This is a genomic window from Ancylomarina sp. 16SWW S1-10-2 (genome assembly GCF_009669305.1).
Lineage (GTDB): Bacteria > Bacteroidota > Bacteroidia > Bacteroidales > Marinifilaceae > Ancylomarina.
Window position 1 is genome coordinate 181,173 of the sequence record NZ_SADB01000002.1, and the last position, 17,022, is coordinate 198,194.

Here is a 17,022-nt window from a genome sequence, read left to right on the forward strand (position 1 = left end):
TTTTCTTTTAAAAATTATTGTTATCTTACGTGATAGTAATTTAGACCTTCTTATACCTAAATTTAGGAGGTATTTTATTGATTATAATATATTTAAGTAAATACTATGAATCGAGCTCGTATCTGTTTGTTGATTTTGACGATGTTTTTTTCATATTCAGTTCATTCGATATCAATTAGTAATGAATTTTATATCCAAAATTCTGAGCAAAATATGACTTCATTTGAAAATGAATATATTTTTGTTTCAGACACGTTAAGGCAATCACCTGCTCTTATTCGTCGTCATTCTCAAGAGAAGGATTCAACAGGAATACGTTACACTAATAAGTACACCTACAAAGATTTTCCTTTCTTCAATTTTAGAATTAACAAGAAAACAGTCTATCATAAGCTTTCTGAATTTAATTCAGAGCAAGCTAAGGAATTATTTGTTTTAGCTAAAAACGATCAATTTAATAGCGATAGTTTGACCCGTGAAATAAGTCTGTTGTATACCAAACAAGGCGTTTATGCTGAAATTGATAAAGATCTTTTTAAGCGTAGAGTTCATGATTTAGAGATACGATCAGAGGAGTTAAAAAATAATGCAGCCCAAAAAGCAAAACATGCCAAGGTGTTAGAGCAAACATCAGACAAAGCTCCTACACTTATTTTAGCCGCAACACAAGAAGAAGTCACTCCTGCTTACGAAGGAAGTCTGAATACGACTAAAAGTTATGAGGCAACTAGCGAAGAGAAGCAAGAGTTTGATGCAGCAGAAGAGCTTGTAGAGAAAAAAAATGAACCTAAGGCTCAGTTAGATATTAGTCCTCAGGAGGATGAGGGTGGCTATTTAGATTACGAATATGAATATTGTTATCAAGTTGCAGTTTTCGATAAAAGACCGACTAATGATTTTTATAAGGGAATGGGTTTTATAAAAGAAGAAATTGTTGATGGTGGTAAATCATTTAGATATTTGACCGGTTCATATCGAACTTACGCTAAGGCAGTTGTTTATAAAGATAGAATTAAGAAAGCTTTTCCAGCGTCTTTCATCGTTGTTTATAAAAATGGAATTAGAACAAACCTGAAAGATGCTATTGCTGTAACTGATAAAGCGACTTCAAATAAATCATCTAATTCCACACTTCAATTATCAACTGAGGTTTCAGGAGATATTACCTATCGTGTTCAAATTGGTGTTTTTGCAGGTGAAATTCCTGAGGAGTTAAATTCGACGATGGAAAAATATCAGGCTTTTGGTTCATTTTATGAAAAAAGATCGGATGGTAAGATTGTTTGTACAATTGGACGTTTTAAGTCTCTTCCTGAAGTGGCAAGTTTAAAAACGAAATTACAAGATGCTGGATATAAAGATGCATTTACTGTTGCTTATAGTGGCCAGCAAAGAGTGTCTCTCCAAGCTAGTATTAAAAAAACAGAACAGCCAAAAAATCAGCTTAAGCCAGAAGTAATTGTTGAGAAAAAAATAATGACTGAGGATGACTTAGTTGGTGATATTAATTTTCGAGTTCAAATTGGTGTATTTGCCAATGGTGTTCCTGATGAAGTTAATTCTTTAATGCTTAAATATAAGGCTTTTGGTACATCGGCTGTACAAAAATCTAATGGTAAAACGGTTTGTACAATTGGCCATTTTGATTCAATTGCTGATGCTGGAGTTTTAAAGAAAAAATTGTACAATTCTGGATTTAATGACATATTTACAGTAGCTTATACTGGAAATAAGAGGATTTCTATTCAAGATGCGATACGTTTGATAAAATAAAGAAACTATGAGTTCTGAACATGTACTTTGTTTGCACAATGATAGTATGCATAGCTTTGATTACGTTGTTGATGCACTAATGGAAGTTTGTAAACATACTTCAGATCAGGCTGAACAATGTGCTTATCTTACGCATTACAAAGGTAAATGTGAACTTAAGGTAGGAAGCATTGAGGTTTTATTGGATATGAGAGAAAAATTGGAAAACAAAGGCCTTATTGTTAGCGTTGAAATAAACAAAACAGCATATTAGTATGACGATCTTTATTATTGTTCTTCTATTAGTTTTAGGAATTGTTCTTATTTTACTTGAACTTTTTGTGCTTCCTGGAATTACGGTTGCAGGTATAGCAGGAGTAGCGATGATGCTCTGTGGCATTTATCTATCTTATAATCATTATGGGAATATGATAGGTCATCTAACTGTTTTGGGATCTGTGATATTCAGCTTGTTGGCACTTTGGTTAGCTCTAAAGTCTGGTACTTGGGAGCGACTCATGTTGAAAACTGAGATTGATTCAAAGGTTGATAAAATTGATGAAAATCTGATAGCAATAGGTGATGAAGGCGTTTGTTTATCACGACTTGCACCCATGGGTCAAGTTCGAATTAATAAACACATCGTCGAAGCTAAATCAACAGGAGTGTATGTTGATGAAAAAACAAAAGTTAAAGTCATTAAAATAGTAGATAAAGTTATTGTTGTAAAACCTTTAAAATAAATTAAATGGAAATTGGAGCATTAATATTTTTGATTGTTGCAATAGGGGTAGGTATTTATATCCTTTTTGTTTTTATTCCGGTTGGACTCTGGTTTTCCGCTTTGCTTTCAGGCGTGCGGATTTCATTAATTCAACTTGTCTTTATGCGTTGGCGTCGTGTGCCACCTAATGTTATCGTTCGTTCGATGATTGAGGCTCAAAAGGCAGGCTTGAGCATTACAAGAGATGATCTAGAGGCTCACCATTTAGCTGGTGGTCATGTAGAGCAAGTTACTCATGCTTTAGTTTCAGCTTCAAAAGCGAATATAGAATTACCATTTAAGATGGCTACAGCTATCGATCTTGCTGGTCGTGATGTTTACGAAGCTGTTCAGATGAGCGTTATTCCTAAAGTAATTAACACGCCTCCAGTAACAGCTGTATCTAAAGATGGTATTCAGTTAATTGCTAAGGCAAGGGTTACGCTTCGTGCAAACATTCGCCAATTAGTTGGTGGTGCAGGAGAGGAAACTGTATTGGCTCGTGTAGGTGAAGGTATCGTTTCGTCTATTGGTTCTTCTGAATCGCACAAAACAGTGCTTGAGAATCCAGATTTTATTTCTCGTGTTGTACTTGAAAAAGGATTGGATGCTGGAACAGCTTTTGAAATTTTATCAATTGATATAGCAGATATCGATATAGGAAAAAATATTGGTGCTGTATTACAAACTGATCAAGCTGATGCCGATTTAAAAATTGCACAAGCTAAGGCAGAGGAACGTCGTGCAATGGCTGTTGCAACTGAACAGGAAAATAAGGCGCTTGCACAGGCAATGCGTGCTAAGGTTATCGAAGCTGAAGTTGAAGTCCCATTGGCTATGGCTGAAGCTTTTCGTAATGGTCATTTAGGTGTGATGGATTATTATCGCATGAAGAATATTGAAGCGGATACATCAATGCGTGAAAATATTGCTAAACCTTCATCAAAGGGTAAAAAGAAATAATAAAAGTACTGATAGAATTAGGGTTGGGCGTGTTCTTTGAGCATGCCCAACTTTTTTTTTTCAAAAAAAATAAACTTTTTTTTTACACCAATCTCATTGATTCATAATTTACTATAATCATAGCTGGTGAAATATTTGAAAATGTGTGAATAGAAAATTTGCACAGATCAATATTTTACCTACTTTTGCTTCCGCAATCAGGAGAGGTGGGAGAGTGGCTTAATCCACCAGTTTGCTAAACTGACGTACTGTGTAACGGTACCGGGGGTTCGAATCCCCCTCTCTCCGCTTTCTTTTCTTAATTGAAAGGTAGAAGTGAAAAGCTAAAACTTTTCACTTTAATTTTCGGGGTGTAGCGTAGCCCGGTCATCGCGCCTCGTTTGGGACGAGGAGGTCGCAGGTTCGAATCCTGCCACCCCGACACCGAAAATTACAGAGAAGTTTAAGAACTTCTCTTTTTTTGTCACTTGTATTGAAATTAAATTCTCGGGGTGTAGCGTAGCCCGGTCATCGCGCCTCGTTTGGGACGAGGAGGTCGCAGGTTCGAATCCTGCCACCCCGACACCGAGAAATTACATGAAGTTGAAAAACTTCAATTTTTATTGAAAAGACCGAAATTTATTTCGGGGTGTAGCGTAGCCCGGTCATCGCGCCTCGTTTGGGACGAGGAGGTCGCAGGTTCGAATCCTGCCACCCCGACAAAGAAGAAAGAAGTTATTCGACTTTCTTTTTTTTATTCTTTCGAGAATAAATGTTAAATAGAGTACCGGAATTAAGTTTTCGGGGTGTAGCGTAGCCCGGTCATCGCGCCTCGTTTGGGACGAGGAGGTCGCAGGTTCGAATCCTGCCACCCCGACAAAGAAGAGAGAAGTAATTTACTTCTCTCTTTTTTTATACCCTCTACTAGCTTAAAATCTTGTTAAAATTTTAAAAGAAAACTTTTTCAACGAATAATCTTGTTATTTTGCATGTCAAATAAACCGACTAACTAATTGAATAATTAATAATCATGCGAAAACTAGCATCAGTAATAATATTGTTTATGGGAATTGTAATAAGTGGAATGGCTCAAGAAATTGACGATAGAGGATATAAAGTTAAAGTAGGTGACATCGCTCCTGATTTTGCAATGAGCTTGATGGATGGTACGAAAGTAAAGCTTTCTGATCTTAAGGGTAAGGTTGTAATGCTCCAGTTTACTGCAAGTTGGTGTGGTGTTTGTCGAAAAGAAATGCCTTTTATCGAAAAAGAAATTTGGCAGATCAATAAGAATAAAGATTTTGCTCTTTATGGACTTGATCGTGATGAACCAATTGAAAAAGCTCAGAAATTAATTGATGCAACTGGTATTACCTATCCAATAGCATTAGATGATGGAGGGGTTCTTTTTGAGAAATATGCCGAGAAAAATAGTGGTATAACTCGTAATGTAATATTAAATCGAGAAGGAAAAATTATTTTTTTAACTAGATTGTTTAATCACGAGGAGTTTGCAGCAATGAAAAAAGTGATTGAAGAAGAATTGAAGAAGTAGGTTAAAATATAGAAACATAAATCATTAAAGATATACTTGGATTTCAATTGTGCCTTTTTATTTGAAGCAAATGAGTTTTAGATTCAACAGTTTATTTTGAGACTAAATATTAGTTTGTTTTGATATTTCTTGATGAAAAAAGAAGTATTTTTAGAGTATTCTAAAGTTTTAAGAGTAGAATAGATTGTGAAGAGGTTAAACTGTAATTTAAATATTAACTTTTAAATTTTGTAGATTTATGGATAAGGCTTTTATTCTGATTATTGAGAAGGTGAGAAAGTTGCTTTTACAGGAAGGTAATGGGGATCTTTCTTTTGAAAAGCTTGAATCAATTGGTATTTTAAAGGAAGAGATTACGAAATTTGTCCATTCTAAAGAAGAATTTGTTGAGAAGATATTAGAATTTGAAAGAACAAGTTTTGCCGAAATATTTTTAGAATATAATTTCGAAGGACAGAATGCAATTGATATTCTTTTTATTGTTAGTCAGGAGATTAATGATAGATTTGAAGACTTATCTCCATCAGTAACCATGGAGTTCGAAACACAATTCCCTGAGATTTATAAGAAACATATGGATCAGAGGATGGAGTTTATCTTCGATAAGATTCAGATTAATGTTGAAAAAGGTATTGCTCAAGGTATGTATCGAGAAGACCTTAGTTCTGAGATTGTGGGTAGAATGTATTTATCTCGACTTGAGGATATGCATAACCCAGAACTTTATCCGCCTGAGCGTTTTAAATTTGGAACTATTTATGATACCATGATAGATAGCTTTGTGAAGAGCATTGCCACAGAGGATGGATTGGTTTATTATCGTCATCGTAAGCAACTACTTAGTGTATTAAGTTTCGGGCGTTAGGTTAAATTTTAGTATATCAATATGAAATTATCATTAGCACCTCTACAAGGTTTTACCGATTTGGTATTTCGTAGAGCATTTGCAAAATATATTGGGGGCATAGATCAATTCTATACCCCTTTTCTTGTCCTTCAGAATGGTGGTGACTTAAAGTCTTCACATCGAAGAGAAATTGATCCTCGAGTTGAAGAGAATCTTGTTCCTCAATTCATTGGAAATAGTCTAAAGGAATTTGTTTTTTTTCGCGATCATCTAATTGATTTGGGTTACACCAAAATGAATTGGAACTTAGGTTGTCCTTTTCCTATGCTTGTAAAAAAGAAAAAAGGCTCAGGCTTATTACCTTTCCCAAATTTAATTGAAGAAGTCCTTTCAGAAGGATTAGACGATAGAATCAATTTATCGGTTAAGATGCGTATTGGACATGATTCAATTGATGAATTAGAACCCGTATTGACAGTTCTTAATAAGTTTAAGATCTCTGAGATTATAGTTCATCCACGCCTAGGGATACAGCAATATAAAGGCGAAGTCGATCTTGACGCATTTGACAAAGTAGTCTCATTATCGAAACATCCTGTTGTTTACAATGGTGATATTTGTAGTTTAGAAGATTATCAACAATTATTGGAGCGATTTCCAAATTTGAAGCAAATGATGATTGGAAGAGGACTTTTAAAAGATCTTTTTTTAGCTAGAAGAATTAAGGGAGAAGATACGCTTACTGCCAGTGAACGTTACGATTTGTTGGAAAAAGTTCATGGTGAGATTTTTAATTCCTATAGTTCTTACTTAAGTGGTGATACGCAGATATTGTCGAAGCTTAAGCCTATCTGGGAATATTTTTCTTCCAATTTTAATAATGAAAAGAAGGTTTATAAAGGTATTAAGAAAGCTGGAAGTATTAATAAGTACAATGCAGCAGTTGCATTCGCTTTTCAACAGGGTGCAAAAGATATAGAGATTTTATGAATTTCAAGTTTGATATAAACGATGAATTCTTTCATTTGGAATTTGATGAACCTGTTAATTTGATAAGTTCGTCTGTTCTGAATGGTGGGTTTTGTAAGGCTTCACATTTCTTTAATACCAAAGTTGATGCTAATTTTTTAGGAAAAAAAACGGTGTTTGAAAAACCAGCTGTTACGCTTGCAAATATTGTTAAGGCTAATAAGTGGAAGGGTGTAGCTGTTGGAATGATGACAGCCGCTCTAATGGCATCTTTTAGACGTGTTAAGCTTGAAGAGCAAGGTATATGGATTGAAGTTTTTCTTACATCGGGAGTATCAAACGCTCGTAGGGCAGGAGACAAGGCCGATTATCAGTTTATGAACGAAGCTTGCGAGAAAATTGGAACCATCAATATGATCATTCTAACCAATGCTAGTCTTTCTCAGAATAGCATGATAGAGTGCATTATGATGGCAACTGAAGCGAAGGCTGCTTGTTTGCAAGATTTGAATGTAAACAGTTCTGTTAGTGGAGAAATAGCTACAGGAACAGGAACAGATTCATGTGCTGTAGCTTCAGGCTCAGGTCCTGAAGTTGAATACTGTGGTAAACATGTTTTGTTTGGAGAATTACTTGCTAAAGCTGTTTATCAAGCTTTGAAAGATTCTTTGGAGATCTAAAGTGGTATCTAAAAAAAACATATCCCACAGATTCCGCAGAACCACGCTGATTTTTTAATTTAACAGTCTAACAACCTTAATTTCTTCCAGGACAATGCGTCCTTAAGTTTTCACTCAAAAGCAACGTTTACGAATATTTCCCGCAGATTTCGCTGATCCACGCTGATTTTTTAATTTAGCAATCTAGCAATCACGTGGTTCAAGACAACACATCCTCAAATTTTTAAAATATTCTCAATAAAAGTAACTCTTTCCTCAATAGAGACTTTTGGTAATTCAATAATATTAAATCCCAATTCAGAATAAGTTGTCCTTAGAAACTTGTTGATTTCAACTGCATCTTTAAAAGACTCAGGTCTTTCGTTGTCGTTTACGAATATATCTTCCCAAGCTGGTGCTAAGAAAACTGTTTTATTGTAAGCTTTAGCTTTTTCGAAGTACTTTTCAGGAACTTCCAATCCACCTTTTCGAACATAGGCAATAATATCTGGAAGTCCACGATCGTAAAAACAAATACAATCCAAATCGCATTGGTTCAATTGAGTATTCATTCTTTCATAACACAAGTCTGCAAAAGCAGCTAAATTTTGCCAAGGCACCATATCACCACCTTTTTCATGTTGTTCACGAATGATAACACGAGATATTTCTTCGAACCCTTGATAGTTTTGCTCGACAAGAGCCGAAAGTAAGCTCGATTTTCCCGAACCTGGACCACCAGTTATGATATAGCGATTAGAATGAGTTGGCATTGTATTGATTATCTTGTATTTAAACTTGCGAAATATAGTTCTCTTTTTTTATGCGTTCAAGTGCTGATAAACCAAATCCATATTAACATGTTCTCTTATGGCATCGGCTAATTTATCGTATTGTTCTTCCTTAAACTGATTGTAATTAAAGTTGATGTCTTCTGTTTCAAATCCTTCAAGTAAATCTTGAATAACGACTGGATTATCTAGTATGCCATGTATGTATGATCCCCAACAATTTTCATTCAAGGAATAACCATCTTCCTTATCATTACTTAATTTGTTAAGATGATTTTCAGGATGTTTTAATGTTGTTTGCCCCATATGAATTTCGTACCCAGTACAAACATCTGCGTAATCCTTGAATTTAAATTGACATTGCTCGGTTACCTTGTTGTCTTCAATAATTGTATTGACAGGTAGTAAGCCAAGTCCAGAGATTAAAGGTAAGTCGCCTTCAATGCCATTGGGGTCGCTAATACTTTCACCCATCATTTGGTAACCACCACAAATGCCTATTACTTTTTTGCCTTCTTTTTGTGCTTTCACTATTGAACTGGCAATGCCAATTTGACGAAGGTGAGCCAAGTCCGAAATGGTATTCTTGCTTCCAGGGATAATAATAATATCTGCTTTTTCAATTTCCGTTGGACGATTGGTATAATAAAGGTGAACACGAGGATCGTGTTCTAGAACGCTAAAGTCAGTGAAGTTTGCCATGCGTGGCAAACGAACAACAGCAATATTGATTGTATTTGATTGGGATTCTTTAAACTTATCTTCCAAGCTAACAGAATCTTCTTCTTCAATATGAATATCTTTAAAGTAAGGCAATACGCCAATTACGGGAACACCAGTAAGGTCTTCAAGTATGGTTCTGCCTTCTTCAAAGAGTTTAGCGTCGCCTCTAAACTTGTTAATTAGAATTCCTTTTATTTGTTTTCTTTCTACATCATCAAGCAAATGAATACTCCCAAACACACTTGCAAATACACCACCTCTATCAATATCCGATACCAAATAGGTTACGGCATCTGTTTCAACAGCCATGCGCATATTGGTAATATCTCTCGACTTTAAATTAAGTTCTGAAATACTTCCTGCACCTTCCAATACGATAGGATTGTATTTTTTTTCTAAACGATTAAATGCTTTAATGGCTTCAGAAAAAAGAGCAGCCTTATTGTTGCCCATGAAATATTCTTGAGCTGTTTGAGTGCCTACAGGTTTCCCATTTAAAACAACTTGTGAGCTCTTATCATTAGTTGGCTTAAGTAAAATCGGATTCATATCTGTATGGCAAGGCAGCTTGCAGGCTTCGGCTTGTACTGCTTGAGCTCGTCCTATTTCTAAACCTTCAGGCGTTGCGAAGCTATTTAAAGACATGTTTTGTGCTTTAAAAGGTGCTGGCGTGTAACCATCTTGTTTGAAAATACGACAGAAACCAGTGTTCACCATGCTTTTTCCAACATCGGAACCTGTTCCAACAAACATGATTGATTTTAACTTTTTCATAGCTCTCAGATATAATAAAATAAGCGAAGGACAGTTTAGCCAAAGGCTTATGTGTTTAGTTGGCAAAAATAGTAATATCTGCGTTCAAAAAATAACAAATAGTGAATTGAGTCGTCATTGAAGCCTGCTTTACAACCTATCTGCTATTAAGAGCTGGGAAAAACATTTAGAAATGAATATCTTTGGCAGGCTCAAAAGAGCAGGAAGTGATGAGGATAGATTCGGGCATTATATGTTGTGAATCTAGCCTAAATCAGAGTTTTAATCTAAATTAATTGTAAGCATGTTTACTGATAACCAAAGAGGTCGTCATCGGGAACTACAAGTTTTTAGACATTGGAGCAGACAGTCGTATGCAGCATTTGCAAGTATGAATCAGGAGCTTAAGATCTCTTGTTTATCTGCAAGCTATAATATGATGGTTCCAAGTCAAGAAGCAGGTGTTTCTGGTTTTGTGTACGAGCCACAGAATGGTAGAGATAAATGTGACGAAGATGATCCTGATGGAGAAGCTTTTATGCTGTTGCAGAATATAATCTGTAGCACTGTAAGTCAATCTGTAGGTGAACGAAAGAAATATCAGCAACAAGCTGTTCAGTTCTTTTATTCGTCTGTGAATCCTACCCAAAAATTAATAATTAACCGAAAAAAGAATTGAATCATGACTGATATTAGAAACAATTGGGCCCACGATGAGGTCAAAGAAATTTATAATCTACCCTTGTTAGATTTGGTCAACCGTGCCTCTAACATCCACCGCAAGTACCACGATTCTACTAAAATGAATATGAACACGCTGATTTCTGTTCGTACAGGAGCCTGTTCTCAGGACTGTAAGTATTGTGCACAATCGGCTCGTTATGATACCCACGTAAAACCTGAAAAATTAAGTTTAGAGCAAGTTCTTGAGGATGCTAAGGTGGCTAAGGAGAATGGTGTTAAACGTGTTTGTTTAAGCTCATCGGGACGTGATGGTAATAGTGATGATCGTTTCAATGAAATGGCTGAAATGATAACTGAGGTAAAGAAACTTGGTTTGGAAGTATGTTGTACCATGGGAATGGTTAACAAAGAGAAAGCAAAAAAACTTGCTGGTTTAGGTGTCACTGCTGTTAATCACAACCTAGATACTTCGGAACGTTATTACCCATCTATTGTAACGACTAGAACCTATGCTGATCGATTGGAAACTTTAGCTAATCTTCAAGAAGCTGGTATATCTTATTGTTCTGGCGGTATCCTTGGAATGGGAGAAGAGGATGAAGATCGTATTGAAATGTTACGAATTCTAGCTAATCAAGCAAAACATCCTTATAATGTTCCATTGAATTCGTTGGTACCTGTTGAGGGAACGCCATTTTATGGAAAAGAGATTATCGATATTTTTGAGATGGTTCGTGCCATTGCAACAGCTCGAATTCTAATGCCAAAAGCCGTTATTGCATTTGCAGCAGGGCGTAGAAGCTATAGTAAGGAAGGACAAGCTCTTTGTTTTCTTGCCGGAGCAAACTCAATTTTCTTCGGAGATAAGCTTCTTACTGTGAAGAATATGACTATAAATGAAGATCAACATTTATTGAATACGATTGGAATGATTCCAACTCGTTTTCATGAATTGACGACGATTGAAGGATAAAGGATAAAGGATAAAGGATAAAGGATAAAGGATAAAGGATAAAGGATAAAGGCTGCGAATATGAGATTCGCAGCCTTTTGTATTTTAATCAAGCAGTGTTTTATCTGAAAAACCCACCTGATTGTGTATCTGGAGCATTCCTTCTTTTACTTGCTTTTTCGATAACTTCTTTTTTCTGTTCGTTTGTATATAGCGACCAATCTCCTATTTCTTCATTTGTTCTTCTACATCCAAAACAAACGCCATTAGAGTCGGCACGACATATTTGTATACAAGGTGATTTTACGTCTTCCATATTGTTATTTACTAAATTGATTTTTAACTAAAACGAAATTAATTAAAACAACTAACATCTCAAATTCGTCAGCGATTAAACTTGTTTGTTTTTATCTATAGCCTCATAGAATTTATCACGGTAAGAGCTTGCAATAGGAATGAACTTGGAAGAAATATTAACTTGATTGCCTTCGATATATTTAATTTTGTTGATATTAATAACAAAAGATCGGTGTACCTTCAAAAAACTATCCGTTGGAAGTTTCTCTATAAAACGCTTTAGGGTTTCATGAATGATAATATGATCCGTGTCTCGATATAATTTTAGATAATCACCATCAGATTCAATATAACAAAGTTCAGATAGTTTTATGGGATAAGTCTTTTTATTCGATTTAACTAAGAGTGTTTTATCCTTATCAGCAGGTAGGTCTTGTTTTTCGTTCTTTCTTATCGATGTAAATTTATTGATGGCCTTTAAAAAGCGATCGAAAGAAAAGGGTTTTAGAAGGTAGTCGAGTATATTTAAATCAAAGCCTTCAACTGCATGTTCTGGGTAAGCCGTTGTGAAAATAACTTGTGGTGCTTTATCTAATGTTTTTAACCAGTCGAGACCATTTATTATTGGCATATTAATATCAAGAAATATGAGGTCTATTCTTTTCTGATGCAGTAAGGTGTTACCTTCCATAGCATTCTTGCAAGTGCCCATCAATTTAAGCTCAGGGCAATTACCAATATACGATTCAAGAATCTCCTGAGACAAAGGTTCATCTTCAACGATAAGGCAATGGATATATTCTTGGGGATTAGGAGTCATGTTTGAGATTTAGTTTAAGTTCAACAATGAATTCACCATGATCAGAGCTTAGATTCAATTTATATTGATCACCGTAGAGTGAGTTAAGACGTTTCTTCACATTTTCAATTCCGAAACCACCTACTTTATTTGTTTGTTCATTTGCTTGAATGCTATTTTTCAACTTCATATTGATATGATCGGATTCAATTTGAATGTTTAAATCAATAAAATTTGAATCAGACTGATTCATTCCTCCATGTTTAAAACAGTTTTCTATAAAGGGAATAAGTAAAAAAGGTGCAATTCGCTGTGAATTAATTTCCCCGTTTATAGAATAATGAATGGATGTATCAGATTGACATCTGAGTTTCTGTAGATCAAGATAGTTTGTAATGTAGTTGATCTCTTTTTCTAGGAGAACGAATTTGTCTTTTGTTTCGTAAATCATATAACGCATCAGTTCTGATAACTTGAGAATATAGTCTGGTGTTTCCTTGGCATTCTTTAGGGATAGTGCATAAAGTGAGTTTAGATTATTGAATAGAAAGTGAGGATTGATATTCGATTTTAAAGCAATCAACTCGCTTTCCACTTGCTCTCGTTTTACGATTTCTAACTCTTTTTGAGTTTCAAGAACTGTAAACCACGACTTGGATAATTTTAAAAGTGTGGTGATAGCGAGATATACAAAACTAAATTTCAATAAATCCTCGATATCATAAGCAGATATAAACAAATAATCGGGAACAATTAAATCGCTAAGCGTCTCGAAGGTAAATTGATTGAATAGAGCAACAACATACCATAAAATCGCAAATCCCAATAAATAAAACAGATACTTCTCTTTTTTTAGAAAAAATGGAATTAAAACTAGCGTATTAATATATACCCCAAACAACAGACTCAAATGAAATAACGAAGTATAAACCTCATCTATTTTCGAAATTTCATTTTCTAAAGTAAAAAATTGTACTAAAACATAAAAAGAAGCCATCCAAAACAGAAGGTGTTGTAATATTCTGTTCTGGATTAACTTATTTAGAATATTTTTAATTCTATCGATCATTTATTTCTTTTTCATTAAGAATGCAATATTAAACTGCGATCTTACTTCTTAACTCGATTTAAAATTAATGCTTCTTTGGGATCATTAAACATTTTTTCATTGGCAAATTTGATCAGAAATTTCTGAATATCTTTAGTTTTAGCAGTAATAATAATTTCACCATCTCTTTCGATATGTTCAATTCTAATTTTTTTATTTTTAATTAAATCATCAAAGTCATCATACTCGATAGTGTTAATTATTAATTCATCGCCACTTAAATCTATCTTAAAAAAACCATGGGCACGAATAGTTAATCCTCCCATAAAAACTTTCAAACGTTTTTCTAGTGCTTCCTCGTTAGGAATTACATCTAAAAAATAGCAACCTTCCAGTTTTGATAATCTCCCATCTAAAGTGAAGGTGTCCCTCTCGGTAATCATTTTAATCTGATAATGTTTTTTTAATTGAGGATTAAAGAAGTAACGCTCTTCTTTGCTTAATTGTTTCTTGTCCTGACTACTACTCTTATCGTTTTCTTCAAAAAAAGCTTCTTCTTTTAATTTCGAGTTATGCTTAATTGCATATTTAATTTCTTCTAAATCGATTTTATCTGCTCCAAATTTATCGTTTGAGTTAATCACTAATTTTTCATCCTCTAATGAATCAACAATAGTGGTAATCTCATATTTGGTTTTGTTATCTTCCATCCACATGCCGTCCAATTCATTCAAATGGACTCTATCACTATCGGTATATAAAGGATGTAATGAGCTCACAACACAAGATTGTGCTGTGATCAGTACAAAAAGAAACAGACAGCTTAATTTGAATATCTTAATTGGTTTCATGATAATTAGTTTTAGTGAAAATAGATTTTGAAATCTGCAGAGATCATCTTTATTTGTTTTCAAAATAAGGGAATTCTCCTTTTATTATAAAATTCTTTCGATGGAAAGAAGCTGTTTTTCGATGGAAATCATGTAAGTATAGATTTCGATAAAATAATATTATGATTGTAACTTAAGTATCAAATTTAACGATTTATAAGTTGATATTGTAAAGTAATCATAAAATGAAGTTTTGCTAGAGGTTTTTCACTTTAAAAATATTTCTTGCTTTCATGAAAAAAAATTAACTTCAAGAGCGAAATCGAGAAGGCTTATTATTTTTTTAAATTATTAGATCTATGGTTTGATCTCTAAGTTATATTTTAGGTCTTAGGTTTATCGAACAAAAATATTTCATGACATAACTCATATTAATCGAAGGTCAATTTTTTTATATTTGTTTAGACAGAAAAAAAACACAAAATAACCCTAAAAATAAATTACTATGCCCAAAGGTATATACAACGTTCCGGCTGTTACTAACGAGCCAATTTTATCCTATGCTCCAGGATCTCCAGAAAGAGCAGAATTACAAACAATGATCAAAAAAATGCGTTCCGAAGAAATCGATGTACCTATGTATATCGGCGGCAAAGAGGTTCGTACAGGTAAGTTATTTACAATGACACCTCCTCACGATCATAAGCATGTATTGGGGCATTATCACCTAGGTGAGAAAAAGCATATCCAAATGGCAATTGATGCTGCTTTGGCTGCTAAACCTGCTTGGGAAGCTATGGCTTGGGAGCATCGTGCTTCTATTTTCTTGAAAGCTGCTGAGTTAATTTCAGGACCATATCGTCAGAAATTAAATGCTGCTACTATGTTGGGACAGTCGAAAAATGCATTCCAAGCTGAGATTGATTCTGCTTGTGAGATTGCTGATTTCTTGCGTTTCAACGTACAATATATGTCTGATATTTACAAGCAACAGCCTGTATCTTCAAAAGGAATTTGGAATCGTGTTGAGCAACGTCCATTAGAAGGATTTGTATTTGCATTAACGCCTTTCAACTTTACTGCAATTGCTGGTAATTTACCTACGGCGCCTGCTATGATGGGTAACTGTGTTGTTTGGAAACCATCTAAAACAGCTGTTTATTCAGCTCGAGTTCTTATGGAAATATTCCAGAAAGCTGGTGTTCCTGATGGTGTTATTAACTTGGTATATGTATCGGGTCCTGATGCTGCTGAGGTATTGTTCAGTTCTCCTGATTTTGCAGGTATTCACTTTACAGGTTCAACTGCAGTTTTCCAGAACATTTGGAAAAATATTGGTGAAAATATTCATAAATTCAAATCGTATCCTCGTATCGTAGGTGAAACAGGTGGTAAGGATTATATCTTTATGCACCCATCTGCTCCTACTAAAGATGTAGCTACAGCAATTACACGTGGCTCTTTCGAATACCAAGGCCAAAAATGTTCTGCTGCTTCTCGTGCTTTTATTCCAGCAAGTAAGTACGATGAGGTAATGGCATTTGTTAAGGAAGATTTGAAGACAATTAAGATGGGTGGAACTGAAGATTTCACCAATTTCGTGAATGCAGTAATCGACGAAACTTCTTTCGATAAGTTAGCCGCTGCTATCGATGCGGCTAAAGCGTCACCAGATGCTGAGATTGTAGCTGGTGGTACTTACGACAAATCTGTAGGTTACTTTATTGCTCCAACTATTATTAGAGCTCTTAAGTCTGATTACGTTAGTATGAGAGAAGAGCTATTCGGTCCTGTTATGACCATTTTTGTATATGATGACGATAAGGTAGATGAGACACTTGATATTTTGGATAAAGGTTCAATGTATGCTTTAACAGGTGCTATTTTTGCTGACGATCGTTATGCTATAGAAAAATTAGTTAAGCGTTTAACGCATACAGCAGGTAACTTCTATATTAACGATAAGCCAACTGGTGCAGTAGTTGGACAGCAACCATTTGGTGGCGGTAGAGGTTCTGGAACCAACGATAAAGCAGGTTCTATGATTAACTTATTGCGTTGGGTTTCTCCACGTACAATTAAGGAAACTTTTATACCCGCTCAAGACTATATGTATCCAAACTTCTTAGAAGATTAGGATTAAAATAATTATTAAATTAAAAACGATCGGAGCTTCTGCTTCGATCGTTTTTTGTTTTATTGAATTGATGACGCGCTTTCATTTTTCTCCTCCTTGATTTTAAGGAGGAGTGGCTGCGGTACGAAGACGAGGTGGTTTTTTCCCTATTCCATTCCGAGAGTTTTGGAAATCTTAAACGACTTTTGATTTGTCATATCGAAGTTCCCTTCAGTGGTTCCGAAAGCTCTCGGAATAGGGGAAGCTAATTCGATGAATTTCATTTAGCTGACCCTCTTCATCTAAGGGCAAAACAATTCAATGAATGGAGATGTTTTAGAACTAAACACCGATGCTTATTTTATGCAACTATTTATAATTATTATGGAAAACATTCTACCGTATTTACACCTAATATTTAGCCTGAATTATTAAATTTAGGAGTCCTAATAATCAAGTTCTTGTAAAGTAGAAAACTGTTGTTATTACAAAAAATTACATTGATAATGATGTTGTAACGATAAAAGAACTGTTGATAATTA

Annotated in this window: 17 protein-coding genes and 5 tRNA genes; 16 read left to right on the forward strand and 6 right to left on the reverse strand. The window is 34.8% G+C overall.

Going from position 1 to position 17,022, the window contains the following annotated elements; genetic code table 11:
* Positions 1-213: 213 nt before the first annotated feature.
* The 13 genes from EMN46_RS02735 (at position 214) to EMN46_RS02795 (ending at position 7,508) form a co-directional block, all read left to right on the forward strand.
* Entirely contained in the window at positions 214-1,773 is a 1,560-nt protein-coding gene (locus EMN46_RS02735) for an SPOR domain-containing protein (RefSeq protein WP_154199145.1), read from the forward strand.
* Between the two features lie 7 nt (positions 1,774-1,780).
* Positions 1,781-2,026, forward strand: coding sequence for an ATP-dependent Clp protease adaptor ClpS (locus EMN46_RS02740; RefSeq protein WP_154199146.1), 246 nt, complete (start codon positions 1,781-1,783; stop codon positions 2,024-2,026).
* A gap of 1 nt (position 2,027) precedes the next feature.
* The gene (locus EMN46_RS02745; protein WP_154199147.1) at positions 2,028-2,495 is read left to right on the forward strand and encodes an NfeD family protein; all 468 of its coding nucleotides are present in this window, start codon (positions 2,028-2,030) and stop codon (positions 2,493-2,495) included.
* 5 nt (positions 2,496-2,500) lie between these two features.
* Positions 2,501-3,478: a flotillin-like protein FloA gene (gene floA / locus EMN46_RS02750; protein ID WP_154199148.1), complete on the forward strand. Its 978-nt coding sequence runs from the start codon at positions 2,501-2,503 to the stop codon at positions 3,476-3,478.
* Positions 3,479-3,678: 200 nt separating this feature from the next.
* Positions 3,679-3,766: transfer RNA gene (locus EMN46_RS02755), tRNA-Ser, on the forward strand.
* A gap of 58 nt (positions 3,767-3,824) precedes the next feature.
* Positions 3,825-3,899: transfer RNA gene (locus EMN46_RS02760), tRNA-Pro, on the forward strand.
* A gap of 66 nt (positions 3,900-3,965) precedes the next feature.
* A tRNA-Pro gene (locus tag EMN46_RS02765) sits at positions 3,966-4,040 on the forward strand.
* A gap of 62 nt (positions 4,041-4,102) precedes the next feature.
* Positions 4,103-4,177 (forward strand) — tRNA-Pro (locus EMN46_RS02770).
* Between the two features lie 82 nt (positions 4,178-4,259).
* Positions 4,260-4,334 (forward strand) — tRNA-Pro (locus EMN46_RS02775).
* Positions 4,335-4,487: 153 nt separating this feature from the next.
* Positions 4,488-5,012: a TlpA disulfide reductase family protein gene (locus EMN46_RS02780; protein ID WP_154199149.1), complete on the forward strand. Its 525-nt coding sequence runs from the start codon at positions 4,488-4,490 to the stop codon at positions 5,010-5,012.
* 238 nt (positions 5,013-5,250) lie between these two features.
* Positions 5,251-5,877 carry a hypothetical protein gene (locus EMN46_RS02785; RefSeq protein ID WP_154199150.1) on the forward strand — a complete coding sequence of 209 codons (627 nt, stop codon included), beginning with the start codon at positions 5,251-5,253 and terminating at the stop codon, positions 5,875-5,877.
* Positions 5,878-5,898: 21 nt separating this feature from the next.
* The gene (locus EMN46_RS02790; protein WP_154199151.1) at positions 5,899-6,849 is read left to right on the forward strand and encodes a tRNA-dihydrouridine synthase family protein; all 951 of its coding nucleotides are present in this window, start codon (positions 5,899-5,901) and stop codon (positions 6,847-6,849) included.
* Positions 6,846-7,508 carry an adenosylcobinamide amidohydrolase gene (locus EMN46_RS02795; protein WP_154199152.1) on the forward strand — a complete coding sequence of 221 codons (663 nt, stop codon included), beginning with the start codon at positions 6,846-6,848 and terminating at the stop codon, positions 7,506-7,508. Before EMN46_RS02790 ends, EMN46_RS02795 begins: the two co-directional genes overlap by 4 nt.
* 215 nt (positions 7,509-7,723) lie before the next feature.
* On the opposite strand, the gene EMN46_RS02800 is transcribed toward EMN46_RS02795, so the two are convergent.
* Both EMN46_RS02800 and EMN46_RS02805 read right to left on the reverse strand, forming a co-directional pair.
* The gene (locus EMN46_RS02800) at positions 7,724-8,260 is read right to left on the reverse strand and encodes an AAA family ATPase (RefSeq protein ID WP_154199153.1); all 537 of its coding nucleotides are present in this window, start codon (positions 8,258-8,260) and stop codon (positions 7,724-7,726) included.
* 48 nt (positions 8,261-8,308) lie between these two features.
* Positions 8,309-9,775 (reverse strand): cobyric acid synthase, encoded by a 1,467-nt coding sequence (locus EMN46_RS02805; protein WP_154199154.1) that lies wholly within the window; start codon positions 9,773-9,775, stop codon positions 8,309-8,311.
* Positions 9,776-10,058: 283 nt separating this feature from the next.
* Here EMN46_RS02805 and EMN46_RS02810 point away from each other — a divergent pair, with 283 nt between their 5' ends.
* Positions 10,059-10,433, forward strand: coding sequence for a hypothetical protein (locus EMN46_RS02810; RefSeq protein ID WP_154199155.1), 375 nt, complete (start codon positions 10,059-10,061; stop codon positions 10,431-10,433).
* Between the two features lie 3 nt (positions 10,434-10,436).
* Positions 10,437-11,411, forward strand: coding sequence for a biotin synthase BioB (gene bioB / locus EMN46_RS02815; RefSeq protein WP_154199156.1), 975 nt, complete (start codon positions 10,437-10,439; stop codon positions 11,409-11,411).
* A 100-nt stretch (positions 11,412-11,511) separates the two neighbouring features.
* On the opposite strand, the gene EMN46_RS02820 is transcribed toward bioB, so the two are convergent.
* From EMN46_RS02820 to EMN46_RS02835, 4 genes are all read right to left on the reverse strand, one after another.
* On the reverse strand, positions 11,512-11,706 hold the full coding sequence (locus tag EMN46_RS02820) for a DUF1289 domain-containing protein (protein WP_154199157.1): 195 nt from the start codon (positions 11,704-11,706) through the stop codon (positions 11,512-11,514).
* Positions 11,707-11,781: 75 nt separating this feature from the next.
* Positions 11,782-12,507 carry a LytTR family DNA-binding domain-containing protein gene (locus EMN46_RS02825; RefSeq protein WP_154199158.1) on the reverse strand — a complete coding sequence of 242 codons (726 nt, stop codon included), beginning with the start codon at positions 12,505-12,507 and terminating at the stop codon, positions 11,782-11,784.
* On the reverse strand, positions 12,497-13,555 hold the full coding sequence (locus EMN46_RS02830) for a sensor histidine kinase (protein ID WP_154199159.1): 1,059 nt from the start codon (positions 13,553-13,555) through the stop codon (positions 12,497-12,499). The genes EMN46_RS02825 and EMN46_RS02830 overlap by 11 nt, the downstream gene beginning before the upstream one ends.
* A gap of 41 nt (positions 13,556-13,596) precedes the next feature.
* Positions 13,597-14,385: a hypothetical protein gene (locus tag EMN46_RS02835; protein ID WP_154199160.1), complete on the reverse strand. Its 789-nt coding sequence runs from the start codon at positions 14,383-14,385 to the stop codon at positions 13,597-13,599.
* A 484-nt stretch (positions 14,386-14,869) separates the two neighbouring features.
* On the opposite strand from EMN46_RS02835, the gene pruA reads away from it, so the two are divergent.
* On the forward strand, positions 14,870-16,501 hold the full coding sequence (gene pruA / locus EMN46_RS02840) for an L-glutamate gamma-semialdehyde dehydrogenase (RefSeq protein ID WP_154199161.1): 1,632 nt from the start codon (positions 14,870-14,872) through the stop codon (positions 16,499-16,501).
* Positions 16,502-17,022: the final 521 nt, after the last annotated feature.

Excerpts from the sequence above, each read along its gene's own strand:
- bioB (WP_154199156.1), top strand. The coding sequence starts at position 10,437 with ATGACTGATATTAGAAACAATTGGGCCCACGATGAGGTCAAAGAAATT.
- EMN46_RS02790 (WP_154199151.1), top strand. The coding sequence starts at position 5,899 with ATGAAATTATCATTAGCACCTCTACAAGGTTTTACCGATTTGGTATTT.
- EMN46_RS02820 (WP_154199157.1), bottom strand. The coding sequence starts at position 11,706 with ATGGAAGACGTAAAATCACCTTGTATACAAATATGTCGTGCCGACTCT.
- EMN46_RS02735 (WP_154199145.1), top strand. The coding sequence starts at position 214 with ATGACTTCATTTGAAAATGAATATATTTTTGTTTCAGACACGTTAAGG.
- EMN46_RS02830 (WP_154199159.1), bottom strand. The coding sequence starts at position 13,555 with ATGATCGATAGAATTAAAAATATTCTAAATAAGTTAATCCAGAACAGA.
- pruA (WP_154199161.1), top strand. The coding sequence starts at position 14,870 with ATGCCCAAAGGTATATACAACGTTCCGGCTGTTACTAACGAGCCAATT.
- EMN46_RS02825 (WP_154199158.1), bottom strand. The coding sequence starts at position 12,507 with ATGACTCCTAATCCCCAAGAATATATCCATTGCCTTATCGTTGAAGAT.
- EMN46_RS02810 (WP_154199155.1), top strand. The coding sequence starts at position 10,059 with ATGTTTACTGATAACCAAAGAGGTCGTCATCGGGAACTACAAGTTTTT.
- EMN46_RS02740 (WP_154199146.1), top strand. The coding sequence starts at position 1,781 with ATGAGTTCTGAACATGTACTTTGTTTGCACAATGATAGTATGCATAGC.
- EMN46_RS02835 (WP_154199160.1), bottom strand. The coding sequence starts at position 14,385 with ATGAAACCAATTAAGATATTCAAATTAAGCTGTCTGTTTCTTTTTGTA.
- EMN46_RS02745 (WP_154199147.1), top strand. The coding sequence starts at position 2,028 with ATGACGATCTTTATTATTGTTCTTCTATTAGTTTTAGGAATTGTTCTT.
- floA (WP_154199148.1), top strand. The coding sequence starts at position 2,501 with ATGGAAATTGGAGCATTAATATTTTTGATTGTTGCAATAGGGGTAGGT.
- EMN46_RS02795 (WP_154199152.1), top strand. The coding sequence starts at position 6,846 with ATGAATTTCAAGTTTGATATAAACGATGAATTCTTTCATTTGGAATTT.
- EMN46_RS02805 (WP_154199154.1), bottom strand. The coding sequence starts at position 9,775 with ATGAAAAAGTTAAAATCAATCATGTTTGTTGGAACAGGTTCCGATGTT.
- EMN46_RS02780 (WP_154199149.1), top strand. The coding sequence starts at position 4,488 with ATGCGAAAACTAGCATCAGTAATAATATTGTTTATGGGAATTGTAATA.
- EMN46_RS02785 (WP_154199150.1), top strand. The coding sequence starts at position 5,251 with ATGGATAAGGCTTTTATTCTGATTATTGAGAAGGTGAGAAAGTTGCTT.
- EMN46_RS02800 (WP_154199153.1), bottom strand. The coding sequence starts at position 8,260 with ATGCCAACTCATTCTAATCGCTATATCATAACTGGTGGTCCAGGTTCG.